Below are 19,038 nucleotides of genomic sequence, written 5' to 3' on the forward strand. Positions count from 1 at the left end.
TGCAGCAGCCTATTCAAGAATGGCGTTCGCTTCCCCGATCAGCTCGGAGATTCGCTCAAGCAATTCAGCTGCCTCAGCGTCTTCCCTAATTTTCAAGTCAATCTCCTGCATGCCGTCGACGAGGTGTCGAATGGCTTTTTCTCTTTGTTCGAACCGCGCCGCCAGCCCGAGCTTCTCCTCGTACTGGTCCAGCTGCTTTTCAGCGCGCTTGATTGTATCATAGACCGCTTGTCTGCTGATTCCAAGCTCTTCAGAAATCTCTCCGAAGGACAGGTCCAGTATGCAATAGTCTTCCAGGATTTCCTGCTGCTTTTCAGTGAGCAGTTGTCCGTAAAACTCAAACATATTGCCGAGCTTGATTTTTTTGTCGAACATCTGAGCCACCGCCAATATTACCAGTCAAGAAGACTGTATCAGTAAAGGTTTTTTACTTTACAGAAGTATTCTATGGGAATGACGCCTGCTTGTCAACTCTTTTTTGAAGTGTGATTGAAGATTTCAGGTGCTTTCAAAGACTATGCCGATGGCGGCGGATCCCACAACCATCGGCATAAGACTTTTTCCTTTTAGATGTCCAGAAGTGCATTGACAAACTTTTCAGGCTCAAAAGGCTGAAGATCGTTCAGACCCTCGCCGACGCCTATGAGTTTCACTGGAATTTCGACCTCGTGGAGTATGGACAAAACGACGCCGCCCTTGGCAGTGCCGTCCAGTTTTGTGAGCGCAATGCCGGTAATCTGGGCGGTCTCCTTGAAGATTTTTGCCTGCTGAAGGCCATTTTGACCCGTTGTAGCGTCCAGCACCAATAGGACTTCCCGCTGGGCTTCAGGGAAATCGCGTTCGATGACTCTGAAAATTTTCGCCAGTTCGTTCATCAAATTCTTTTTATTGTGGAGCCTTCCCGCTGTGTCGCAGATCAAAACATCTGTCTTTCTGGCTTTGGCAGCCTGAATGGCGTCATAAACCACCGCAGCCGGGTCTGACCCCTCCTGGTGCGCAATGACCGGGACCCCGGAGCGCTCGCCCCAAATTTTAAGCTGATCAATAGCGGCAGCCCTGAAGGTGTCCGCTGCTGCCAGCATAACCGTCTTGCCCTCCAGTTTGAGTTTGTGGGCAATTTTTCCAATCGTCGTCGTCTTTCCGGCGCCGTTGACACCAATCACAAAAAGGATCGCCGGGCTCTGGTCCAGATTCAGATGATTGTTCGAGTGTGCCTTGAGGGTATCGACCATAACATCCCTGAGTACGCTTTTAACCTGAGAGGCATCTGAAATGCGCCGTTCCACCAGGGCTTTTTTGAGGTCGTCAATCAGGGACATTGTCGTTTCCATTCCAATGTCCGCTGTGATCAGAATCTCCTCGAGTTCCTCATAGAGTTCCTCGTCGATCTTGCCATAGTCATTGAGCAGAAGATCAATCCGGTCTGTGATGGCTTTACTGGTTTTGCTGAGTCCCGCCTTCAAACGTTCGAAGAAGCCCAGGCTTGAAGTCTGTTGCTCTGGCGTTTCAGGGGCATCCAGTATCTCATGGGAGAATTCCTGTTCTTCTTCTACTGCCAAGGCAAGTTCCTCATCAGCGACGCCCGGCTCGAGTACTGCATCAGTTTCTACTTCAGTTTCTACTACGACTTCAGCTTCAGCTATAATTTCAATTTCAGTTTCAGCTTCAGCTTCCAGCAACAACTCAGTTGCCTCAGCGACTGATTCTTCAGCTTCCACGACGGTCTCTTCGACAATTTCTTCTTTAGGTTCATCCACGGCTACAATATCCTGTGCCGCCTCACCTGTATTCTCTTCACCCAGGCTCTGCTCCGTCTCAGGTGCTTTCTCCTCAGGCGTTTCCATTAATTTTGAGATCCACTTTTTAAATATTCCAGCCAAACTGAATCACCTTTCCTTTCTGCCCGAATTATACTGGCCGACGTTCTTTGTCAGCTGACCGCTATTTCTTCCAATTTGACCGAGACCACCCTGGAAACGCCATACTCCTCCATGGTGACACCGTATAGCGCATCCGCAATTTCCATAGTGCCTTTGCGGTGTGTGATAACGACAAACTGGGCCTGATCTGATACGTCCTTCAAATAGAGCGCAAATCGATCGACATTGACATCATCCAGAGCGGCTTCAATTTCGTCAAGCACACAAAACGGCGCAGGTTTGACCTCAAGAATGGCAAATAGAATCGCTATAGCGGTCAATGCCTTCTCTCCGCCTGACAGCAGATGAAGATGCTGCAGTTTTTTCCCAGGCGGCTGCACATAGATTTCAATATCACTTTCCAGCGGATCAGACGGATCACTTAGTCTGACCTGAGCGGTACCGCCACTGAACAAACGTTTGAAAGTATTTTGGAACGCTTCCCCAATCAGTGTGAAGCAGTCTTTGAATTGCTGCTTCATGGCGTGGTCAAGCTCTCGAATGACTTTCTTGAGTGCCTGCTCACCCTGGATCAGGTCATCCATCTGGCCTTTCATGAACGTGTAGCGTTCAGACACCTCTTCATATTCCTTGATCGCACTGATATTCACGTCACCAAGTGCTTTAATCCGGTTTCTCAGGGACTTCGTCTGCGACTGAGCCGAGCTCAAATCTACTTCCAGCGGCTTCTGACGCGCTTCCTCCAGATCCAATTCATATTTGTCATGCATCTGTGTCAAAAGTGATTCCCGCTCAAGAAGACAGCGCTCCCGCTGAAGCTCTACGTGATGCAGCGCTTCCCGCAGACGTTCAAGCGCTTCACTGATCCGGCCGACCGCATGACGCAGTTCTGCAAGTTCAGCTTTTCCTGCGTCCCGTTCCCCTGAAATTTCTGCGCGCTGTGCTTCCAGCTTCTGAAGCAGAAGGCGAAGCTCAATCTTTTTCTCAAAGCTCTCACCTTTGAGTCTCAGGGTTTCTCTGCGGTCACTTTCGAGTTGCGCCAGTCTGGAGGACGCAAGTTCAGACCGTTCTTTAGAACGCAGCAAAGTGTCTTCTATGCGTTTAATTTCTCTTGTGATGCCACTCAGGCTCTGTTCATGAGTTGCAGTCTCAACTCTGACGCTGCTAAGCTGATCAGAGAGGGACTCATAGGCGCTTCTCAGTTCAGAGCGCTTTTCCTCCTGTTCAAAAACCACGCGCTCCAGGTCTGAGGATGCAGCTTTCCAGACTTCAATCTCTCTTTCAAGTGTGGTATTCTCATCCTGAATTCTAAGCACATGAGCATTCTGGTCCTCATGCTCAGCGCCAAGACGTCTGATCCGGTCCCCCAGACGCTTCTGATCCTCCAGAAGTGCCGTCTCTCGAAATTCAAAGCCTGCGAGTTCAGTATCCACTGCCGTCATGTCAGCGGTCAATTGCGCCCTGGCCTGTTCTTCAACCTCAACCCTGGACATCAGCGCCGCAATCTCCTGATCCAAGTCCATCATATGGCTTGTCTGAGCTTCAATCTGTTCCGTCAGCAAAATTATCTTCCCGCGTCTTGCCAGTACACCTCCGCCGGACTGCTGCCTGGAACCGCCTGTAATACTGCCGCTGGGACTGAAAACTTCTCCGGCTTTCGTCACCAGGCGCCATTTCCCACCAGTCTTTCTGAAGGCAGAAACAGCTTCATCATAGCTTTCAAAAATTGCAGTACGGCCTATCAAATGCCTTACAGCCGCCTGAATAGTGTCAGGTGCAGTCACCAGGCTGTCAGCCATACCGACAAAGCCCTTCAACTCTGACAAATTTCCAAATTGCGCTGATGGCTTTCCAATCAAGTCGAGGGGCAAAAAAGTCACACGTCCCAGTTGCTTTGTTTTTAACCGTTCGATCAGCCGCTTCGCCGTCTGCTCATTGTCGCAGATGACATTTTGAGCGCCTCTGCCAAGGGCGACCTCAATAGCCGTCTCATACCCCTTGCTAACCTGGATCTGTTCTGCCAGGACGCCCAGAACGCCTTGTAAGGCATTGCCCGAAGCATCTTTTTTCAAGTCCTGCATCAACCGCTTGACACTCAGGTCATAGCCTTCGTAATTACGTTCCAGATTCTCGAGGGCTTCCTGCTCCGCCACCAGTTTGTGTCTGCGATTTTCTTCCTGGCGCTTTTTGTCCTCCAGCGTTTTCACTTCTTGTGCAGAAGCCTGGCGCACAGCAGACTGTGCCTCTAACTTATCGAGCATGGCATTTTTACGCTTCATGGCATGTTCTCTTTGGACGACCGTTTCACCAATTCTTTGTGAAATGGCCTCTAACTGAGCCTTTGCTCCGGCAGCCTCAGACCCCAGCTCCTGTATACGCTGCTCGAGATGAGCCATATAATCGCGCTTGACGCGAATCTCAGACGCCGCCCGTTCTGATTTGGAAATCAGAGCTATTGCTTCACTGCGAGCGCTGGATTCCACTGACTCAAGCGCTGCTAACGCCCCGGTCAAGGTTTCCATAGATACCTGACGCTCATTCAGAATGGCTTTTAACTCCTTCAGTTTTTCAGCAATTTGACTGTCCGCTGCGACCAGAGCCTGATACTCAACCTCCAGAGCAGCCTGCTCGCCTTTTTCCTGGTCCAGGGTCTCATGTAGTCTGCCGTATTCAATTTCAGCGTTTCTGAGTTTTTCATCCCATAGTGCTAAATCTCCATCCAGCGCCTTGTCTTCATTGTTAAATTTCAAGCGATCCTCTTCAAGGTTTTGCCACTGGAGGTCCATGCTGCCAAGCTTCGCCTCAAGAGCCTCAAGGCGCAGCCTTTTTTCTGAGAGCGCTGCCTCCTCGGAGGTTTTCTCATCAGACACACGGTCGTAGTCAGCCAGTACTTTGTCAAGTTTCACGGTCAGCTTGTCATAATCCGCCAGAAATACAGCAACCTCAATTTCACGAAGCGCTTCACTCAAAGCAATATAACTTTTAGCCTTTTCACTTTCCAGTTCCAGCGGACCAAGCCTCGATTTCAGATCCATGCTGAGATCCTCTAGGCGCATAAGGTTTAGTTCAGTATTATCGAGCTTCTTGAGCGCTTCTCTTTTCTTTTGCTTATATTTGACAATACCGGCCGCCTCTTCAAAAATCATGCGTCGGTCTTCCGAGCTGCCGCTGATAATGGAATCGATCCGTCCCTGTCCAATGAGTGAGTAGCCTTCTGTCCCCACCCCTGTATCCATGAAAAGCTCGCGAACGTCTTTTAACCTGCAGGGCGCATCATTGATCAAATACTCGCTTTCGCCGGATCTGTAAAGTCTGCGGGACAGAACAATCTCGCTGAAATCTATGGGGAATCTGCGGTCTTCATTCGAAAAATGAAGCGAGACCTCTGCGACGCCCAGGGCAGAGCGCCGGTGTGTGCCATTGAAAATGACATCCTCCATTTTCGAGCCTCGAAGGGTTTTAACCTTTTGTTCACCGAGCACCCACCGTATGGCATCTGTGATATTGCTCTTGCCGCTGCCATTTGGCCCAACGACGCAGGTCAGCCCCTGCATCAAATCAATGGTGGTCCGGTCCGCAAACGACTTGAACCCCTTCAATTCTATTTTTTTAAGGTACATGCCGTCACCTCCCGTCACTTTCCATAATAGTGATGATATACCTCATGGCGGGGACGGACTCGTCCCTGACGACCCTGAGTGTGCTCACGCCATAATGGTTCTTTAAGTAAATCAGATTGCGCCTCTGGTGCCCCACAAAACTGCTGAGGTCCTTTCCCCTGACATGAACTTCCAGATTTTTGCCTCTCCAGTTGCAGCGATGAGCATCCTGATCCAGACGTGTTTTAAATCTGAAGGTATCCACCAAACTTCTGAATGCCGGGTGATGAGGTCCTGCCAGAACCTCTCCGGAACCGCTGAGCATCTCGTTTTCCTGGAGACCTACACGAATCAGTTCAAGTTTGGGCTGAGTCATCTCTGAGTTTTTCTCATCAACGGCATCCATCATCAAAGCAACGCGTTCTACGGCCTCATCCAGTGACAATGGCACATAGGCACCCTGTAACAGCAGTTTTTCAAGGCTTGTGCCTTTCAGTACCAGGGCAGGATAAATTCTGAGGGTCGTCGCATAGAGTCTGAATGCTTCTGAAATACCTTTAAGGTCCGTTTCAGGAGAATCCCCAGGAAGTCCGACCATCAGTTGAAGGCCAAGATCAATGCCCGCTTCATGAATCCCCTTGGCAGCACGTTCAATTTCCACAGCACTGTGTCCTCTTTGGGACATGGAAAGCACCCGGTCGTCAAACGACTGGGCGCCGAGTTCAATCCGGCGGACGCCATAGGCTTTAAGTAATTTGAGGTGGTCCGGATCAATTGCGTCCGGACGGGTTGATATCCGGATCGTCTGGATCAGGCCTTTTTGTCTGTATTCTTCTGCGAGCTCCAGATACGCGATCTGCTCAGCGTAGGGAATTGCAGTAAAACTGCCCCCATAAAAGGCGAGCTCGTTTGACCCCTCCGCGTCAGACCGCGCCAGCCAGGCTTCAATCTCTGTTCTGGCAGTCTCAACAGTAGTCAGATGTTCCCCCAAACCGGTTATGGTTTTCTGATTGCAGAACACGCATTGATTTGGGCACCCAAGGTGCGGAATAAACACCGGAATAATCATGAGCCTGACAACTCCAGTGAGGCAATGGCTGCCCGGGCGGCTTCCTGCTCCGCTTCCTTCTTGCTTCGTCCCTGACCCGCTCCAACGATTTCCTCATTGAGCAGCACCTGGGTATGAAATACTTTACAGTGGTCCGGACCTTCCTCACGGATAATTTCATACCGGATTCGGTTGTCCCGCTGGGTCTGAATCAGCTCCTGCAAGTGCGTTTTATAGTCGAGGAACACTTTTCCGCTTATGGCATCTTTAATAGCCCGATCCATTTGGCGGTAAACAAAGTCAGAGGATGCTTCCATACCGCCGTCCAGATAGATCGCTGCAATCAGCGCTTCAAAAGCATCAGCAAGAATTGATGCCCTGCCGCGTCCTCCGGTCATTTCCTCACCGCGTCCAAAACGCATTGCCTCACCAAGCTTTAAGGTCTTGGCGCAGTCGCTGAGCGTTGCCTCACAGACTATCTTCGAGCGTATTTTCGTCAGTTCTCCCTCCGGCAGATCAGTATATTGCTTGAATAAACGCTCGCTGATCGCAATGCTGAGCACTGCATCCCCTAAAAACTCAAGCCGTTCATTATTTTGTACGTTCTCACCTCTGCGTTCATTCGAATAAGAACTATGCGTCAAAGCTTCAGTCAGCAGTTTGCGCTGCCTAAACCGGTAGCCAATGACACTTTCAAATTGTCCATAATCCATTGTTATACAGCCCTTTCAGCGGCAAAACGCTTTCTAAACTCACTTCATAGAATGTGCTTAAAAAGCGCTTTTCCAGATCCCTATCAGAGTTATTTTATAGGTTTTATACGGAAAACACAACTCATTAGAAAAAACCCGCCGGTTTTTTTCATAACCTGCGGGTTTTTTTGAGACCTCTTGAAACGAGGCAATTAACCTTTATACTTTTTGAGGATGAGCGTTGCGTTATGTCCGCCAAATCCGAGGGAATTCGACAGCGCATACTCCACTTCCGCAGCGCGGCCCTGGTTGGCAAGGACTTCAAGTCCAATTTCAGGATCGATGTTCTGAATGCCATAAGTGCCGTGCATATAATCTTCTTTGACCGCCAACAGGCAGGCAACCGCTTCAATAGCGCCGGAAGCGCCAAGAAGGTGACCCGTCATGGATTTTGTGGAGGACACGCAAAGATTCTTCGCGTGCTCCCCAAAGACGGATTTGATCGCCATGGACTCAAACCTGTCATTGTATGGCGTGGATGTACCATGAGCGTTGATATAGGCAATCGCAGAAGGTTCAATGCCCGCATCCGCCAAAGCGCTCTTCATGGATCTGGCTGCACCCTCACCACCTGGAGCCGGGCTGGTAATGTGATAAGCATCTGCGCTCATGCCAAAACCAACAACTTCGCCCAGAATGTTCGCGCCTCTGGCAAGGGCATGGTCCAGAGATTCGAGCAGCAGAATTCCTGAGCCTTCGCCCATGACAAAGCCGTCACGGTCCACGTCAAACGGACGGCTGGCTGTTTTAGGATCATCATTTCGTGTCGACATGGCCTTCATGCTGCAGAAACCAGCAATGCCAAACGGCGTTATAGAGGCTTCTGTTCCGCCTGCGAGGACGAGATCCGCATCACCGCGCTGAATCAGCCTGAAGCCTTCTCCAACAGCGTTTGTGCCTGACGCACAAGCCGTGACGACACAATAGTTTGGCCCTTTGGCATTCAGCGCCATAGAAACAGCCCCTGCTGCCATATTGCCAATCATCATTGGAATCAGGAATGGACTCACACGTCCAGGACCTTTTTCAAGCATCTTGGCATGCTCTTCTTCCATAGTCAAGAGACCGCCAATACCCGAACCGACAACACAGCCAAAGCGATCAGCGTCGACAGTCTCAAGATCGAGCCCGCCGTCTTCAACTGCCATTTTGGCTGCAGCCACTGCAAACTGCGTGAAGCGGTCCATACGCTTTGCTTCCTTCTTAGGTATGTAGTTCTCAGGTACAAAATCTTTAATTTCCGCAGCAACCTGCGTTGTATACTCAGACGCGTCAAAAGAGGCAATAGGCTTAATGCCGCAAACGCCTTCCCTTAAAGCTTTCCAATACGTCTCACGGCCTATGCCGATAGGTGTGACCGCGCCAGCACCCGTTACAACAACTCTCTTATTCAAACAGCTTCCCTCCCGAGAATGGTACCTATTGAAAAAGGGGCAGCAAGTGCCCCTCAAGTTCTTGGTTATTCAGCTTTTTTTGACTGAATGAAGTGGTAAATGTCACCAATGTTCTTGAAGTTTTCAGCATCTTCGTCTGGAATTTCAATGCCGAATTCGTCTTCAAATGCCATGATGATTTCAACGGCATCAAGAGAGTCCGCTTCCAGATCTGCCATCAGAGAAGTTGATTCCGTAATGACAACATCTTCGTCAAGGCCTAGCTGATCAATGATAATCTCTTTAATTTTTTCAAACATAATGTCCACCTGTCCTTATCTTTTTTTGTTTGTTTTTAATTTAACCCTACGTGAATAGACTATATCAGCAAATGTCTATTAAATCAACATGCCGCCGTCGACATGAATGACTTGACCAGTTAAATAAGCGCTGTCCTGTGAGCACAGGAAGCTTACAACCTTAGCGACGTCCTCAGGTGTTCCTGCACGTCCGAGGGGAATCTGTGAAGTAAAGTGTGAAGTCGCGTCCTCGCTGAGAACACTCGTCATGTCGGTCAGAATGTAACCCGGTGCCACGGCGTTCACTCTTACACCCCGGGGAGCAAACTCTCTGGCAAGGGATTTTGTGAGCCCTATGACGCCGGCTTTGCTGGCGCTGTAATTGGACTGTCCGGCGTTGCCCATGATGCCGACAACGGAAGTCAGATTGACCATAACACCATTTCTTGCCTTTAACATAAGCTTTCCAACTGCCTTACTCATTAGGAAAGCGCCTTTCAAATTGACATTCATGACCTCATCCCAATCAGATTCTTTCATGCGGATGATGAGATTATCTCTCGTAATTCCGGCGTTATTGACGAGAACATCAATTTTGCCAAACTTCTTGACTGCTTCAGCGGTAAGCCTTTCAGCATCTTCAGCTTTGGAAACGTCCGCCTGGACGGCAATAGCTTCACAACCTACAGCCGCCAGCTCTTCCACCAGCGCTTTGGCTTTTTCTTCACTGGACGTATAATTGACGACGAGTTTAGCGCCCTTGTGTGCGAATTCAAGGCTGATCGCTCGGCCAATACCGCGTGTTCCGCCTGTAACAAGTACCACTTGATCCTTAAACATGGGCTGCCTCCTTCAATTTCTCTCTGAGCGCCTCAAGGTCTTCCGGCTTTTCAACATTATAAACATCAACGTCTTTGTCAATTTTTCGGATAAACTTTGTCAGCGCATTGCCGGGACCGACTTCAATGAAGGTCGTGATTCCGTCTCTGACCATTGCAGCGACACAATCTTCCCAAAGAACGGAGTTGAAGACCTGTTTGACGAGGTTCTCCCTGACATCCGTGCCGGCATCCAGACGGTCACCCGTCACATTGGAGTAGACCGGATGAGACGGCGCTTTAAAGTCATATTTCTGCATTTCCTGTCTCAACTTTTCCCCGGCTCCAAGAAGCATGCTCGTGTGGAATGGAGCTGATACCGGAAGCAAAACCGCTTTTTTGGCGCCATAATTCTTGGAAATTTCAATTGCCTTTTTGACGGCTTCAAGCTCGCCTGCAACCACTACTTGCTTAGGGCAGTTGAAGTTTGCAGGTTCGCAGATGCCAAAAACTGAGGCTTCTTCACACACTTTCAGAACATCCTCGCGCTCTACGCCCAGGAGTGCTGCCATGCCGCCTATTCCAAGAGGCACTTCTTCCTGCATGAACTGTCCGCGCTTTCTGACAATCCGCACCGCGTCTTCAAAGGCCATGGCATCCGCAGCGACCAGCGCGGTGTATTCCCCTAAAGAAAGTCCGGAAAAAGCATCAGGCTCAAGACCCAAGACTTCCTTGACAGCGGTATAGATGGCATAGCTGACTGTCAAAATGGAAGGCTGTGTATTTTCAGTCTTCTGAAGTGCTTCTTCACTGCTGTCAAAGCAAAGGGCGCTCATATCCATATCGAGACTTTTTCCGGCCAGATCGAAGATCGCTTTTGCACTATCGAACTGAGCGGCGAATTCTTTGCCCATACCTACATATTGGGCACCTTGGCCCGGAAATACTATTCCAATTTTACTCATCTTTCTGCCTCCTACCACTGCATGACACAGGCGCCCCAAGTGAGACCGCCGCCGAAGCCGACCATGACCACATGATCCCCTTCGCTGAGTTTGCCTTGTGTGACCGCTTCATGAAGCGCGACAGGGATGGACGCCGCTGACATATTGCCATATTTATCAAGATTGACCTGAACTTTTTCCATAGGCAGCTGAAGTCGCTTTGACGCAGCTAAAATAATGCGTTCATTCGCCTGGTGCGGGACCAGGAAATCGATTTCTTCAAATGAAACCCCTGAATTTTCAATAGCTCTGAGCGATGCGTTTTCCATGACGCGCACGGCAAATTTGAAAACTTCCTTGCCCTCCATCTTGAGGAAATGCTCACGGGCTTCAACAGTTTCAAGCGTCGCAGGCTTTTCTGTGCCGCCGGCAGGCATATACAGATATTTCCCGCCAGATCCGTCAGATCCCAGGTCAAATCCCAAGAGGCCGCGGTTTTCATCTTCAGAAGGTCCTACGACAACTGCGCCCGAACCGTCTCCAAAGAGAACACAGGTATTGCGGTCCTTAAAGTCTATGATTTTTGACATGATCTCGGTACCAATGACTAAAGCGTGCTTATACATGCCGGAAGCGATAAACCGGTCTGCAATAGCAAGACCGTATAAGAATCCGGAACAGGCGGCTTCAAGATCAAAGGCCGCTGCTTTAGTCGCCCCAATTTTGTCCTGTACTATGCAGGCGGTTGCCGGAAACACCATATCCGGTGTAATAGTCGCGACAATGATCAGATCGATTTGATCTGCGGTTATGCCGGCATTTTTAAGTGCCATCTCTGCGGCTTGGATTGAGAGTGAGGAGTTGGTCTCGTTACCATCGGCAAAGCGTCTCTCAGAGATGCCCGTGCGGGTGCGAATCCACTCATCCGAGGTTTCGACGATCTTTTCCATATCAAAATTGGTCACAATGCGTTCAGGGAGGGCCATGCCGGTTCCGAGAATGCGACTCTTTCGGTTGATCAAAATATCATCTCCAGATGTTAAAACTTGTTATTTATTTCTCGTATTAGTATCTGCTACTAATATATACGATACAACGGCATATGGCAAGTCCCTGGGCGAAAAAAAACAGGCACTCACATTAACGTGCCTGTTCCGGCCTGTGTTTTCAACAGATCCAGCAATTCTTAAATTACGCTTAAGCCTATGTACGTCCCCTGCTTCCTGATCAGCTTTCCTGGGTTTCAGGAGACGCAGATTGTCTTGCCGCCTCGAGATCTTTCCTGCCAAGCTCTTCTCGGATCCGCTCCACTACTTGGCTCTTGACGCAGACCTCAGCGTAGCGTATGGCATTTTTGATAGCCTTCGCGTTCGAGCTGCCGTGGGCTTTGACTATGAGGCCTTCCGTCCCAAGGAACGGTGCTCCGCCATATTCGGTGTAATCCAGCTTCTTCTTGAGCTCCGTAAAGACACCCTTAAGCAGCATGCCGAGCAGCATGTTCTTCTTGGTTTTCATCAGCTGAGCTTTCAGCATGCCGCTGAAACTCGACGCGACGCCCTCGGACAGCTTCAGGATAATATTTCCGGTAAAGCCGTCACAGACAATGACATCACACACCCCATCCGGAATATCCCTGGCTTCAATATTGCCAATAAAGTTGAGATCACTGGCTTTCAGGATTGGATAGGCATCGACAACAAGAATGTTGCCCTTTCCTTCCTCTGTGCCGATGTTCGCTATACCCACTGTAGGATTTTCAATGCCCAGGACATCACGGGCATAAATGGTACCCATGACGGCGAACTCATAGAGGTTATGGGGCTTGCAGTCTGCGTTGGAACCCGCGTCAATCAGAACGCTGAAGCCTTTCGATGTCGGATATGGCAGACAGAGCGCCGGCCTGTCAAGGCCTTTGATTCTGCCGACTTTTAAAAGCCCGCCCGCTAAGAGCGCACCCGTATTGCCTGCAGAAAGGAGCGCGTCGATGCTGCCATTTTTAAGCATTTCAAACCCGACGACCATGGAGGCATCTTTTTTGCTCTTTATGGCTCTGACGGGTTTATCTTCGTTCTCGATTACCTCGCTGGCATGATGGATGATCAACCGATTCGCATCATATTTTAAAGAAGCGAGCTGTGCCTTGATCTGGTCTTCCATGCCAATCAGCACGAGATCTGCACTGATCATGGAGAGGGCTTCTACAGCACCTTTAACGACAGCTTCAGGCGCATGGTCACCGCCCATGGCATCTATTCCAATCCGGATTGTCATACTTAAATCACACTCCCGTCCAGGGCAACAAGGATGAACTTGCCCCTGAATACTTGATCTTGATTGCTGGTGATGTTGATGTGAATAAAATACTCACTGCCTCTGACTCTGACCAGCTCCGCCTTAGCCACCAGTTTCTGACCGGCGATGACCGGTACACGGTATTTAATGTTGGCTACGCCGGTTAAAGCGACATGGGCATCAATCACTGCCATAGCTAAAGACTCTGCCATGGCAAAAATGTAATGGCCTTTGACGATCTTGGTTTTTTCAAAGGCGAGGGTTTCATCTGTTTCAAGGACAGAAATGCCACGCTTGTTGAGTTCCAGGTCGATCAGTTCACCCACGATTTCACCGCGCCCAAGGGTTTTTACTTTATCATAATTATCAGTCGCAACCTTACGGACGCGCTCTCTCAGTTCAGGGATGTTCAGCTGCATGCGGTCCAGACGGATGGTCTGAATGCTGACGCCCAACTCTTCGCTGAGCTCCTCATCCGTCAAAAACGGATCCTGGGTCAGAATCTCAGTCAGACGGTTCAAACGCTCCTGTTTTTTATATCTGGCCATAGGGGAATCACTCCATTTGCTGTAGCTTTTAGCGCCTGGTCCTATTATAACATAAATATTCGAGTTCCGGCAGACCACCTTTTGGACATGCAAAAAGCAGGCTGAGATCAACCTGCTCTGAATACTGTTTGCGTATTCAATTGAATAGTACTGTCTTACTTAACGGATACCACTTCTATGCCTTTATAGTAACCACAAGAGCCACAGACACGATGCGGTACGTTAGGCTCATGGCACTGTGGGCACTCAATGATGTTCGGAGCGTCCATCTTAATGTTCGAGGCTCTTCTCTTATCACGTCTTGCTTTGGAAATCTTACGCTTAGGTACTGCCATTGATCACACCTCCTTAATTCTGACTAAAAAAGTTCTTGAGGCTCTCGAGTCTAGGGTCGACCCTGTCCTCGGAACATGTACATTCATCCTCATTCAGCGACTTTCCGCAATTCGGACAAATGCCCTTGCACGAAGGATCGCACAAGACTTGAATTGGCATTGAGAGGTGGATTTCGTCGACCACAAGCCGTTCTATGTCGACATTGTAGTCTTCAATGAAAAGAGACTGCTCATCCTCTTCAATGAATTCGCCGCCCTGCCGAATGATTTGCTTTGTCAGATCCCGTTCAAACTTCAATTCGACCGGATTCAAACAGCGGTTGCATGAAAAATTAAATGTGCCTGAATAGTGGACATCAATTTCCAGCTCCACGCCTCTGCGCTCTACCATTCCTTTGACTTGAAAAGGTGAAACACCTTCCGCACCGAAAACCTCAAAGTCGGATAGATCCAGAGTAAGCGTCATTTCAAAAGGCATTTGGCTCAGCTTTCCGCTGATCACATTTGTGAGATTGAGAACCATATGACACCTCTAGTTTACAACATGATAATTATATAAGCGGCCAGTTCTTTTGTCAAGCATAATTACTTGCCACTTGCCGACCGGCCCACGGCTTAGTTATTATACACCTAACAGCTGTGCTTTGTACACCAAATTTCGGAAAAATCTTAAACGAAATTCAAATCATAAGAAGACGCGAACCTTTTCAGGTTCGCGTCCAAAACCTTGCCATGTATGATTTAAAGATCTGAAACCTACAGCCCTTTGACGATTTCAACTGTGTCGCGTGCGATCATCAGCTCTTCGTTGGTAGGGATGACGAGAACTTTGATTTTGGAATCGTCAGTATTGATGAAAGTTTCTTTGCCGCGAACGTTGTTGCGCTCGTCGCTGACTTTTAGGCCCATGAATTCGAGGTTTTTGCAGATGTCCGCGCGGTTTGTGATAGAGTTCTCACCAAGACCCGCAGTAAAGATCACTGCATCCACGCCGCCCATTTCGGCCGCATAAGCTGCGATATATTGTCTGACGCGATCGTCAAAAGTTTCGAGGGCCAGAGCTGCGCGCTCATTGCCGTCTTTGGCAGCATTTTCAATGTCTCTGAAGTCGCTGCTGACGCCGGAAATGCCGAGGACGCCTGATTTTTTATTGAGGACGTTGTTGATGCCTTCAATGTCGAGATTTTCTTTTTCCATGAGGAATGTGATGATTGCAGGGTCAATATCGCCGCAGCGCGTTCCCATGATCAAGCCTTCAAGCGGTGTGAAGCCCATGCTTGTCGCAACGGATTTGCCGTTCTTGATGGCTGTAACACTGGCGCCGTTGCCAAGGTGGCAGCTGATCAGTCTGAGTTCTGTAATTGGCTTGCCCATCATGTCAGCTGCTCTTTCTGCGACATAACGGTGGCTTGTGCCGTGGAAACCATAGCGGCGAACTTTATACTTTTCGTAATACTCATAAGGAATTGGGTAGATATAAGCTTGCGGCGGCATTGTCTGATGGAAAGCTGTATCGAAAACGCCAACGTTTGGAACCGTTGGGATCAGCTCCTGGATAGCTTCGACGCCCATGATGTTCGGTGGGTTATGGAGCGGCGCGAGGTCGATACATTCTTCGAGCGCAGCCATGACATCTTCTGTGATCAGGACTGAGCCGCTGTACTTTTCGCCTGCATGAACGACGCGGTGTCCTACGGCATCAATTTCGTCCAAAGACTTGACCGCGCCATAGTTCTCATCGACAAGTGCCTTAAGAACTTCGTTAAGTGCATCTTTGTGATTTTTCATTGGAACCATAATTACTTCTTTGTCTCTGCCCTCTTTTTCGTGCTTAAGAACAGAACCTTCAATGCCAATTCTCTCAACAAGACCTTTTGCAAGAAGAGTTTCATCCTGCATATTCATCAGCTGATACTTCAATGAAGATGAACCACAGTTAATAACCAAAACGTTCATGATAGACCTCCCAATTAAAATCGATTGAACTTCACTCGTTATTATTATAAATTAAATTAGAAATATTACAAGTCAGAAACACAATTTGTATACATAATGCATTATTTTTTTCACAAAGATATTTCAATATTGTCCAGGGAGGTTCTCATGGCACCCAAAGTTGCAGGCATGATCACTGAATACAATCCCTTTCATCTCGGACACCACTATCATATTGCTGAGACTAAGCGGCTTCTGAACGCAGAAGCGGTCGTCGCAGTCATGAGCGGATCTTTCGTTCAGCGCGGCGAGCCGGCGCTTCTGGACAAATGGTCCAGAGCCTCTGCCGCTGTTGAGGGTGGCGCAGACTTGATTATTGAGCTGCCTGCTCTGTTCGCAGTATCAAGTGCTGAGTACTTTGCCACTGCTGGTGTTCATCTCCTCAACCAACTGGGGTTGGTAGACATGCTGAGCTTCGGCAGCGAGTGCGGTTCACTTGAGACGCTGAGAGACTCAGTCAAAGATCTGTCTCATCTTGATGTACGCTGGAAAACTGCCAGAAAGTCACATCCCGAACTCAGTTACCCTGCTCTTAAAGCCAAATTGCTGACGGATTCCGGTCTCCAATCAGCATCCACACCCAATGATATTCTCGGGATCGAGTACATGAAAGCCATTGAGGCACTTGGCGCTTCACTCTCCCCGTTTACGCTCCAAAGGGCTGGACATGGCTATCACGACTTGTCACTGGAACAGGAGAACCCTCAAAAAATATACTCAAGTGCGTCTGCGATCCGCAGCGCTCTTTTAGCCGGCGCACCACTTTCAACAGTTGAAAAGACAGTGCCGGCTCAAACACTGACCGCTTTGGAGAAAGCATCCGGCAATTTCCCTGAACAAGGCACAAGATATGAGCTGCTGAAATACAGACTGCTTCTCCACACACCGGACACCCTGTCACAGATTCATGACATGGAGGACGGGCTGCCGGAAAGGATACTTTCAGCAGTTAAAAGCGCTGTGGACTACGAAACCCTGGTGACGGCCATAAAGAGCAAACGGCATACCAGAAGCCGTATTGAAAGAGTGCTTGTCAAGATATTGCTGGACATTCCCACGACTATGATTGGTCAAAACCGCGAAACTCTGCCTGCCTATCTTCGTATTTTGGCCTTTAATGAACGCGGCCGACACCTGTTGAATCAGGCTAAAAAAACAGCGGGGCTGCCGCTTTTGACCCGCATCCGCCCCCAAGATCTGAAAGATCCCGTCACTGGACCACAACTCCTGTTTGACATAAGAGCGACCGACCTTAGAGAAATACTGTGCGGTCGAAATGTTTATGCCCAGGATTTGACGCGGCCACCCGTCTATGTTAAATAGCTTTCAGCAGGCATCATGAAAGACTCAAACATTCATAAGATGTGCTGCACAAAAAAGGGAAAATGAAATCAAGCGAAAAACCGGTAAACCGTTTTTCACTTGACCATTTTCCCTTTTTTAATTCATAGATTTTGCCTGGGGTGCAGCAGTTCACAATTGACGCCACGCAGCAAAAATTTCAGAAGCGATCTTGCCAAAGCATATGTCTATTTATAATCTTCGAGTTCTCTTAAATTTTTGCGCAGAGTATCCAGGACATCATTGACTTCGCTGGTAGCCCTACTCATCATGTCGTGGACATACTCAAAAGCATCCTCTTTCATGTTAGACGAAAACTGTGTCGCTTCCTGAACAATTTTGTCCGCTTTCTCCCTGGCCTGGCGTACAATCTCATGCTCGTCGATCATCAGCTTGCGCTTCAGCTCTGCCTCATCCAGCAGCCGCTCTTCCTCTTCGCGAATACTGTCAATGGCTCTTCGCTCTTCACGCTGCGCATTAGCGAGCAACGCATCCGCGCTTCTCTGGGCTTCCTCGAGAATTTGATTTTTTTGAGATTTAATCCACTTGACATGCTGGTACTCCTCCGGAAGCAAAATGTGGATTTCCCTTAGAATTTCGAGTAATTCTTCCCGGTCTGCCATTATTTTTCCCGTCAGAGGTACATTGGTGGCATTTTCAATTTTGTTTTCAAATTCTTCAAGAAGATCCAAAACTTTTAATTCAAGATGATTGGACGACATGGGTGTACTCCTCCTTATCTCAATCTATGCTGCATATATGCCAAAACATGGTCAGGGACTAACCCCTTAATGTCACCGTTAAACCTGAAGACTTCCTTGACCAAACTGGAGCTCAAATAAGAATAGTGGACGTCCGTCATTAAAAAGACGGTTTCTGTGCCCTCTCCAAGATGTCTGTTCATTGCCGCCATCTGAAATTCCGCTTCGAAATCCGAAATGGCTCTCAACCCTTTAATAATCACATCTATTTGGTTGGACTTCACATAATCTACCAACAACCCTTGAAAATGCGCAACCCGAACATTGCCAAAGGGCTTAACTGCTTCCTCAATCAGAGAAACGCGCTCCTCTGCTGTAAACATGGGGCTTTTGCTGCTGTTGCTGAGTACGCCTACGACGACCTCATCAAAAAGCCTGGAAGCACGTTCGATGACATCCAAATGTCCGTTTGTAATGGGATCAAAGCTACCCGGGTAAATTGCTATTGTCATTCATGTGCCTCCTGTATAAGGATAGCGCTGTGATGCCATAATGTCTTGACTTTAAAAAGCTGTAGCCGCTGACAGTCTCCGGCAGCGCTCTGGAAGCAGGGTGCTCAATGACGACAATGGCATCCTCAGACAACAGATTAAATAGGTCAAGCTTTTCAAGCACCAGCGTTTCCAAAGCTGCGTTGTAAGGTGGATCCACAAAGACAAGGTCAAACTCAGAATTTTCAAGTTGAGACAAAGCGGCCATCCAATCCTGTGTCAGAATTTTGGCGGCATCCTGAAACTTTGCCCGTTCCAAATTTCGTGCTATGACGCGAGCGCTCGCTCGGCTCTGATCCACGAAAACGACATGTTCCGCACCACGACTCAGCGATTCTATGCCCAGCGCGCCTGACCCGCCAAACAGGTCCAGTACTTTTGAGCCCTGGATTTCAAATTGAATCAGGTTGAACAGCGCCTCTTTGACGCGATCTGTTGTAGGTCTGGTTTCAAGGCCTTCAAGCGCTTCCAGCTTCAATCCTCTTTTCGAACCGGCGATGACCCTCATATTTCCACCTTCTTATCGAATTCTATCATAAAAAAGGCGCTTTTCATACCAAAT

General features: G+C 48.8%; 19 protein-coding genes. 1 reads left to right on the forward strand and 18 read right to left on the reverse strand.

The features are described from left to right. Positions 1-9: 9 nt before the first annotated feature. The 15 genes from ylxM to OEL90_RS00335 form a co-directional block, all read right to left on the reverse strand. Entirely contained in the window at positions 10-375 is a 366-nt protein-coding gene (gene ylxM, locus OEL90_RS00265; protein WP_291400391.1) for a YlxM family DNA-binding protein, read from the reverse strand. A gap of 191 nt (positions 376-566) precedes the next feature. Further along, complete coding sequence (gene ftsY, locus OEL90_RS00270) at positions 567-1,880, reverse strand: signal recognition particle-docking protein FtsY (RefSeq protein ID WP_291400389.1); 1,314 nt, start codon at positions 1,878-1,880, stop codon at positions 567-569. A 50-nt stretch (positions 1,881-1,930) separates the two neighbouring features. Then, on the reverse strand, positions 1,931-5,500 hold the full coding sequence (smc, locus tag OEL90_RS00275; RefSeq protein WP_291400387.1) for a chromosome segregation protein SMC: 3,570 nt from the start codon (positions 5,498-5,500) through the stop codon (positions 1,931-1,933). Positions 5,501-5,504: 4 nt separating this feature from the next. After that, the gene (locus OEL90_RS00280) at positions 5,505-6,548 is read right to left on the reverse strand and encodes an elongator complex protein 3 (RefSeq protein WP_300686519.1); all 1,044 of its coding nucleotides are present in this window, start codon (positions 6,546-6,548) and stop codon (positions 5,505-5,507) included. Next, positions 6,545-7,240 carry a ribonuclease III gene (gene rnc / locus OEL90_RS00285; RefSeq protein ID WP_291400383.1) on the reverse strand — a complete coding sequence of 232 codons (696 nt, stop codon included), beginning with the start codon at positions 7,238-7,240 and terminating at the stop codon, positions 6,545-6,547. The genes OEL90_RS00280 and rnc overlap by 4 nt, the downstream gene beginning before the upstream one ends. Before the next feature lie 191 nt (positions 7,241-7,431). Next, positions 7,432-8,673 (reverse strand): beta-ketoacyl-ACP synthase II, encoded by a 1,242-nt coding sequence (gene fabF / locus OEL90_RS00290; protein ID WP_300686522.1) that lies wholly within the window; start codon positions 8,671-8,673, stop codon positions 7,432-7,434. A 65-nt stretch (positions 8,674-8,738) separates the two neighbouring features. Further along, positions 8,739-8,972: an acyl carrier protein gene (gene acpP, locus OEL90_RS00295; protein ID WP_291400379.1), complete on the reverse strand. Its 234-nt coding sequence runs from the start codon at positions 8,970-8,972 to the stop codon at positions 8,739-8,741. Between the two features lie 78 nt (positions 8,973-9,050). After that, the gene (gene fabG, locus OEL90_RS00300) at positions 9,051-9,791 is read right to left on the reverse strand and encodes a 3-oxoacyl-[acyl-carrier-protein] reductase (protein ID WP_291400377.1); all 741 of its coding nucleotides are present in this window, start codon (positions 9,789-9,791) and stop codon (positions 9,051-9,053) included. Then, entirely contained in the window at positions 9,784-10,734 is a 951-nt protein-coding gene (gene fabD / locus OEL90_RS00305) for an ACP S-malonyltransferase (RefSeq protein ID WP_300686525.1), read from the reverse strand. The genes fabG and fabD overlap by 8 nt, the downstream gene beginning before the upstream one ends. 11 nt (positions 10,735-10,745) lie before the next feature. After that, a complete protein-coding gene (locus OEL90_RS00310) occupies positions 10,746-11,735 on the reverse strand; it encodes a beta-ketoacyl-ACP synthase III (RefSeq protein WP_300686527.1) in 990 nt (329 codons plus the stop codon). A 205-nt stretch (positions 11,736-11,940) separates the two neighbouring features. Further along, the gene (plsX, locus tag OEL90_RS00315; RefSeq protein ID WP_291400484.1) at positions 11,941-12,978 is read right to left on the reverse strand and encodes a phosphate acyltransferase PlsX; all 1,038 of its coding nucleotides are present in this window, start codon (positions 12,976-12,978) and stop codon (positions 11,941-11,943) included. 8 nt (positions 12,979-12,986) lie between these two features. Continuing rightward, positions 12,987-13,553 (reverse strand): transcription factor FapR, encoded by a 567-nt coding sequence (gene fapR / locus OEL90_RS00320; protein ID WP_300686530.1) that lies wholly within the window; start codon positions 13,551-13,553, stop codon positions 12,987-12,989. Between the two features lie 155 nt (positions 13,554-13,708). Beyond that, positions 13,709-13,888: a 50S ribosomal protein L32 gene (gene rpmF / locus OEL90_RS00325; protein ID WP_291403025.1), complete on the reverse strand. Its 180-nt coding sequence runs from the start codon at positions 13,886-13,888 to the stop codon at positions 13,709-13,711. Positions 13,889-13,901: 13 nt separating this feature from the next. After that, positions 13,902-14,411 (reverse strand): YceD family protein, encoded by a 510-nt coding sequence (locus OEL90_RS00330; RefSeq protein WP_291403023.1) that lies wholly within the window; start codon positions 14,409-14,411, stop codon positions 13,902-13,904. Between the two features lie 233 nt (positions 14,412-14,644). Next, positions 14,645-15,844 (reverse strand): acetate/propionate family kinase, encoded by a 1,200-nt coding sequence (locus OEL90_RS00335; RefSeq protein ID WP_291403021.1) that lies wholly within the window; start codon positions 15,842-15,844, stop codon positions 14,645-14,647. A 147-nt stretch (positions 15,845-15,991) separates the two neighbouring features. Between OEL90_RS00335 and OEL90_RS00340 the strand changes: the two genes are divergently transcribed. Further along, entirely contained in the window at positions 15,992-17,206 is a 1,215-nt protein-coding gene (locus tag OEL90_RS00340; protein ID WP_300686535.1) for a nucleotidyltransferase, read from the forward strand. Between the two features lie 206 nt (positions 17,207-17,412). On the opposite strand, the gene OEL90_RS00345 is transcribed toward OEL90_RS00340, so the two are convergent. Genes OEL90_RS00345 through rsmD form a run of 3 tightly spaced genes read right to left on the reverse strand, consistent with a single transcriptional unit; the run spans position 17,413 to position 18,984 of the window. Next, positions 17,413-17,946, reverse strand: coding sequence for a hypothetical protein (locus tag OEL90_RS00345; protein WP_291403017.1), 534 nt, complete (start codon positions 17,944-17,946; stop codon positions 17,413-17,415). 14 nt (positions 17,947-17,960) lie between these two features. Next, complete coding sequence (gene coaD, locus OEL90_RS00350) at positions 17,961-18,437, reverse strand: pantetheine-phosphate adenylyltransferase (RefSeq protein ID WP_291403015.1); 477 nt, start codon at positions 18,435-18,437, stop codon at positions 17,961-17,963. Further along, on the reverse strand, positions 18,412-18,984 hold the full coding sequence (gene rsmD / locus OEL90_RS00355) for a 16S rRNA (guanine(966)-N(2))-methyltransferase RsmD (protein WP_291403013.1): 573 nt from the start codon (positions 18,982-18,984) through the stop codon (positions 18,412-18,414). The genes coaD and rsmD overlap by 26 nt, the downstream gene beginning before the upstream one ends. Positions 18,985-19,038 lie beyond the last annotated feature (54 nt).

The organism is Acidaminobacter sp. (assembly GCF_030247605.1).
Lineage (GTDB): Bacteria > Bacillota > Clostridia > Peptostreptococcales > Acidaminobacteraceae > Acidaminobacter.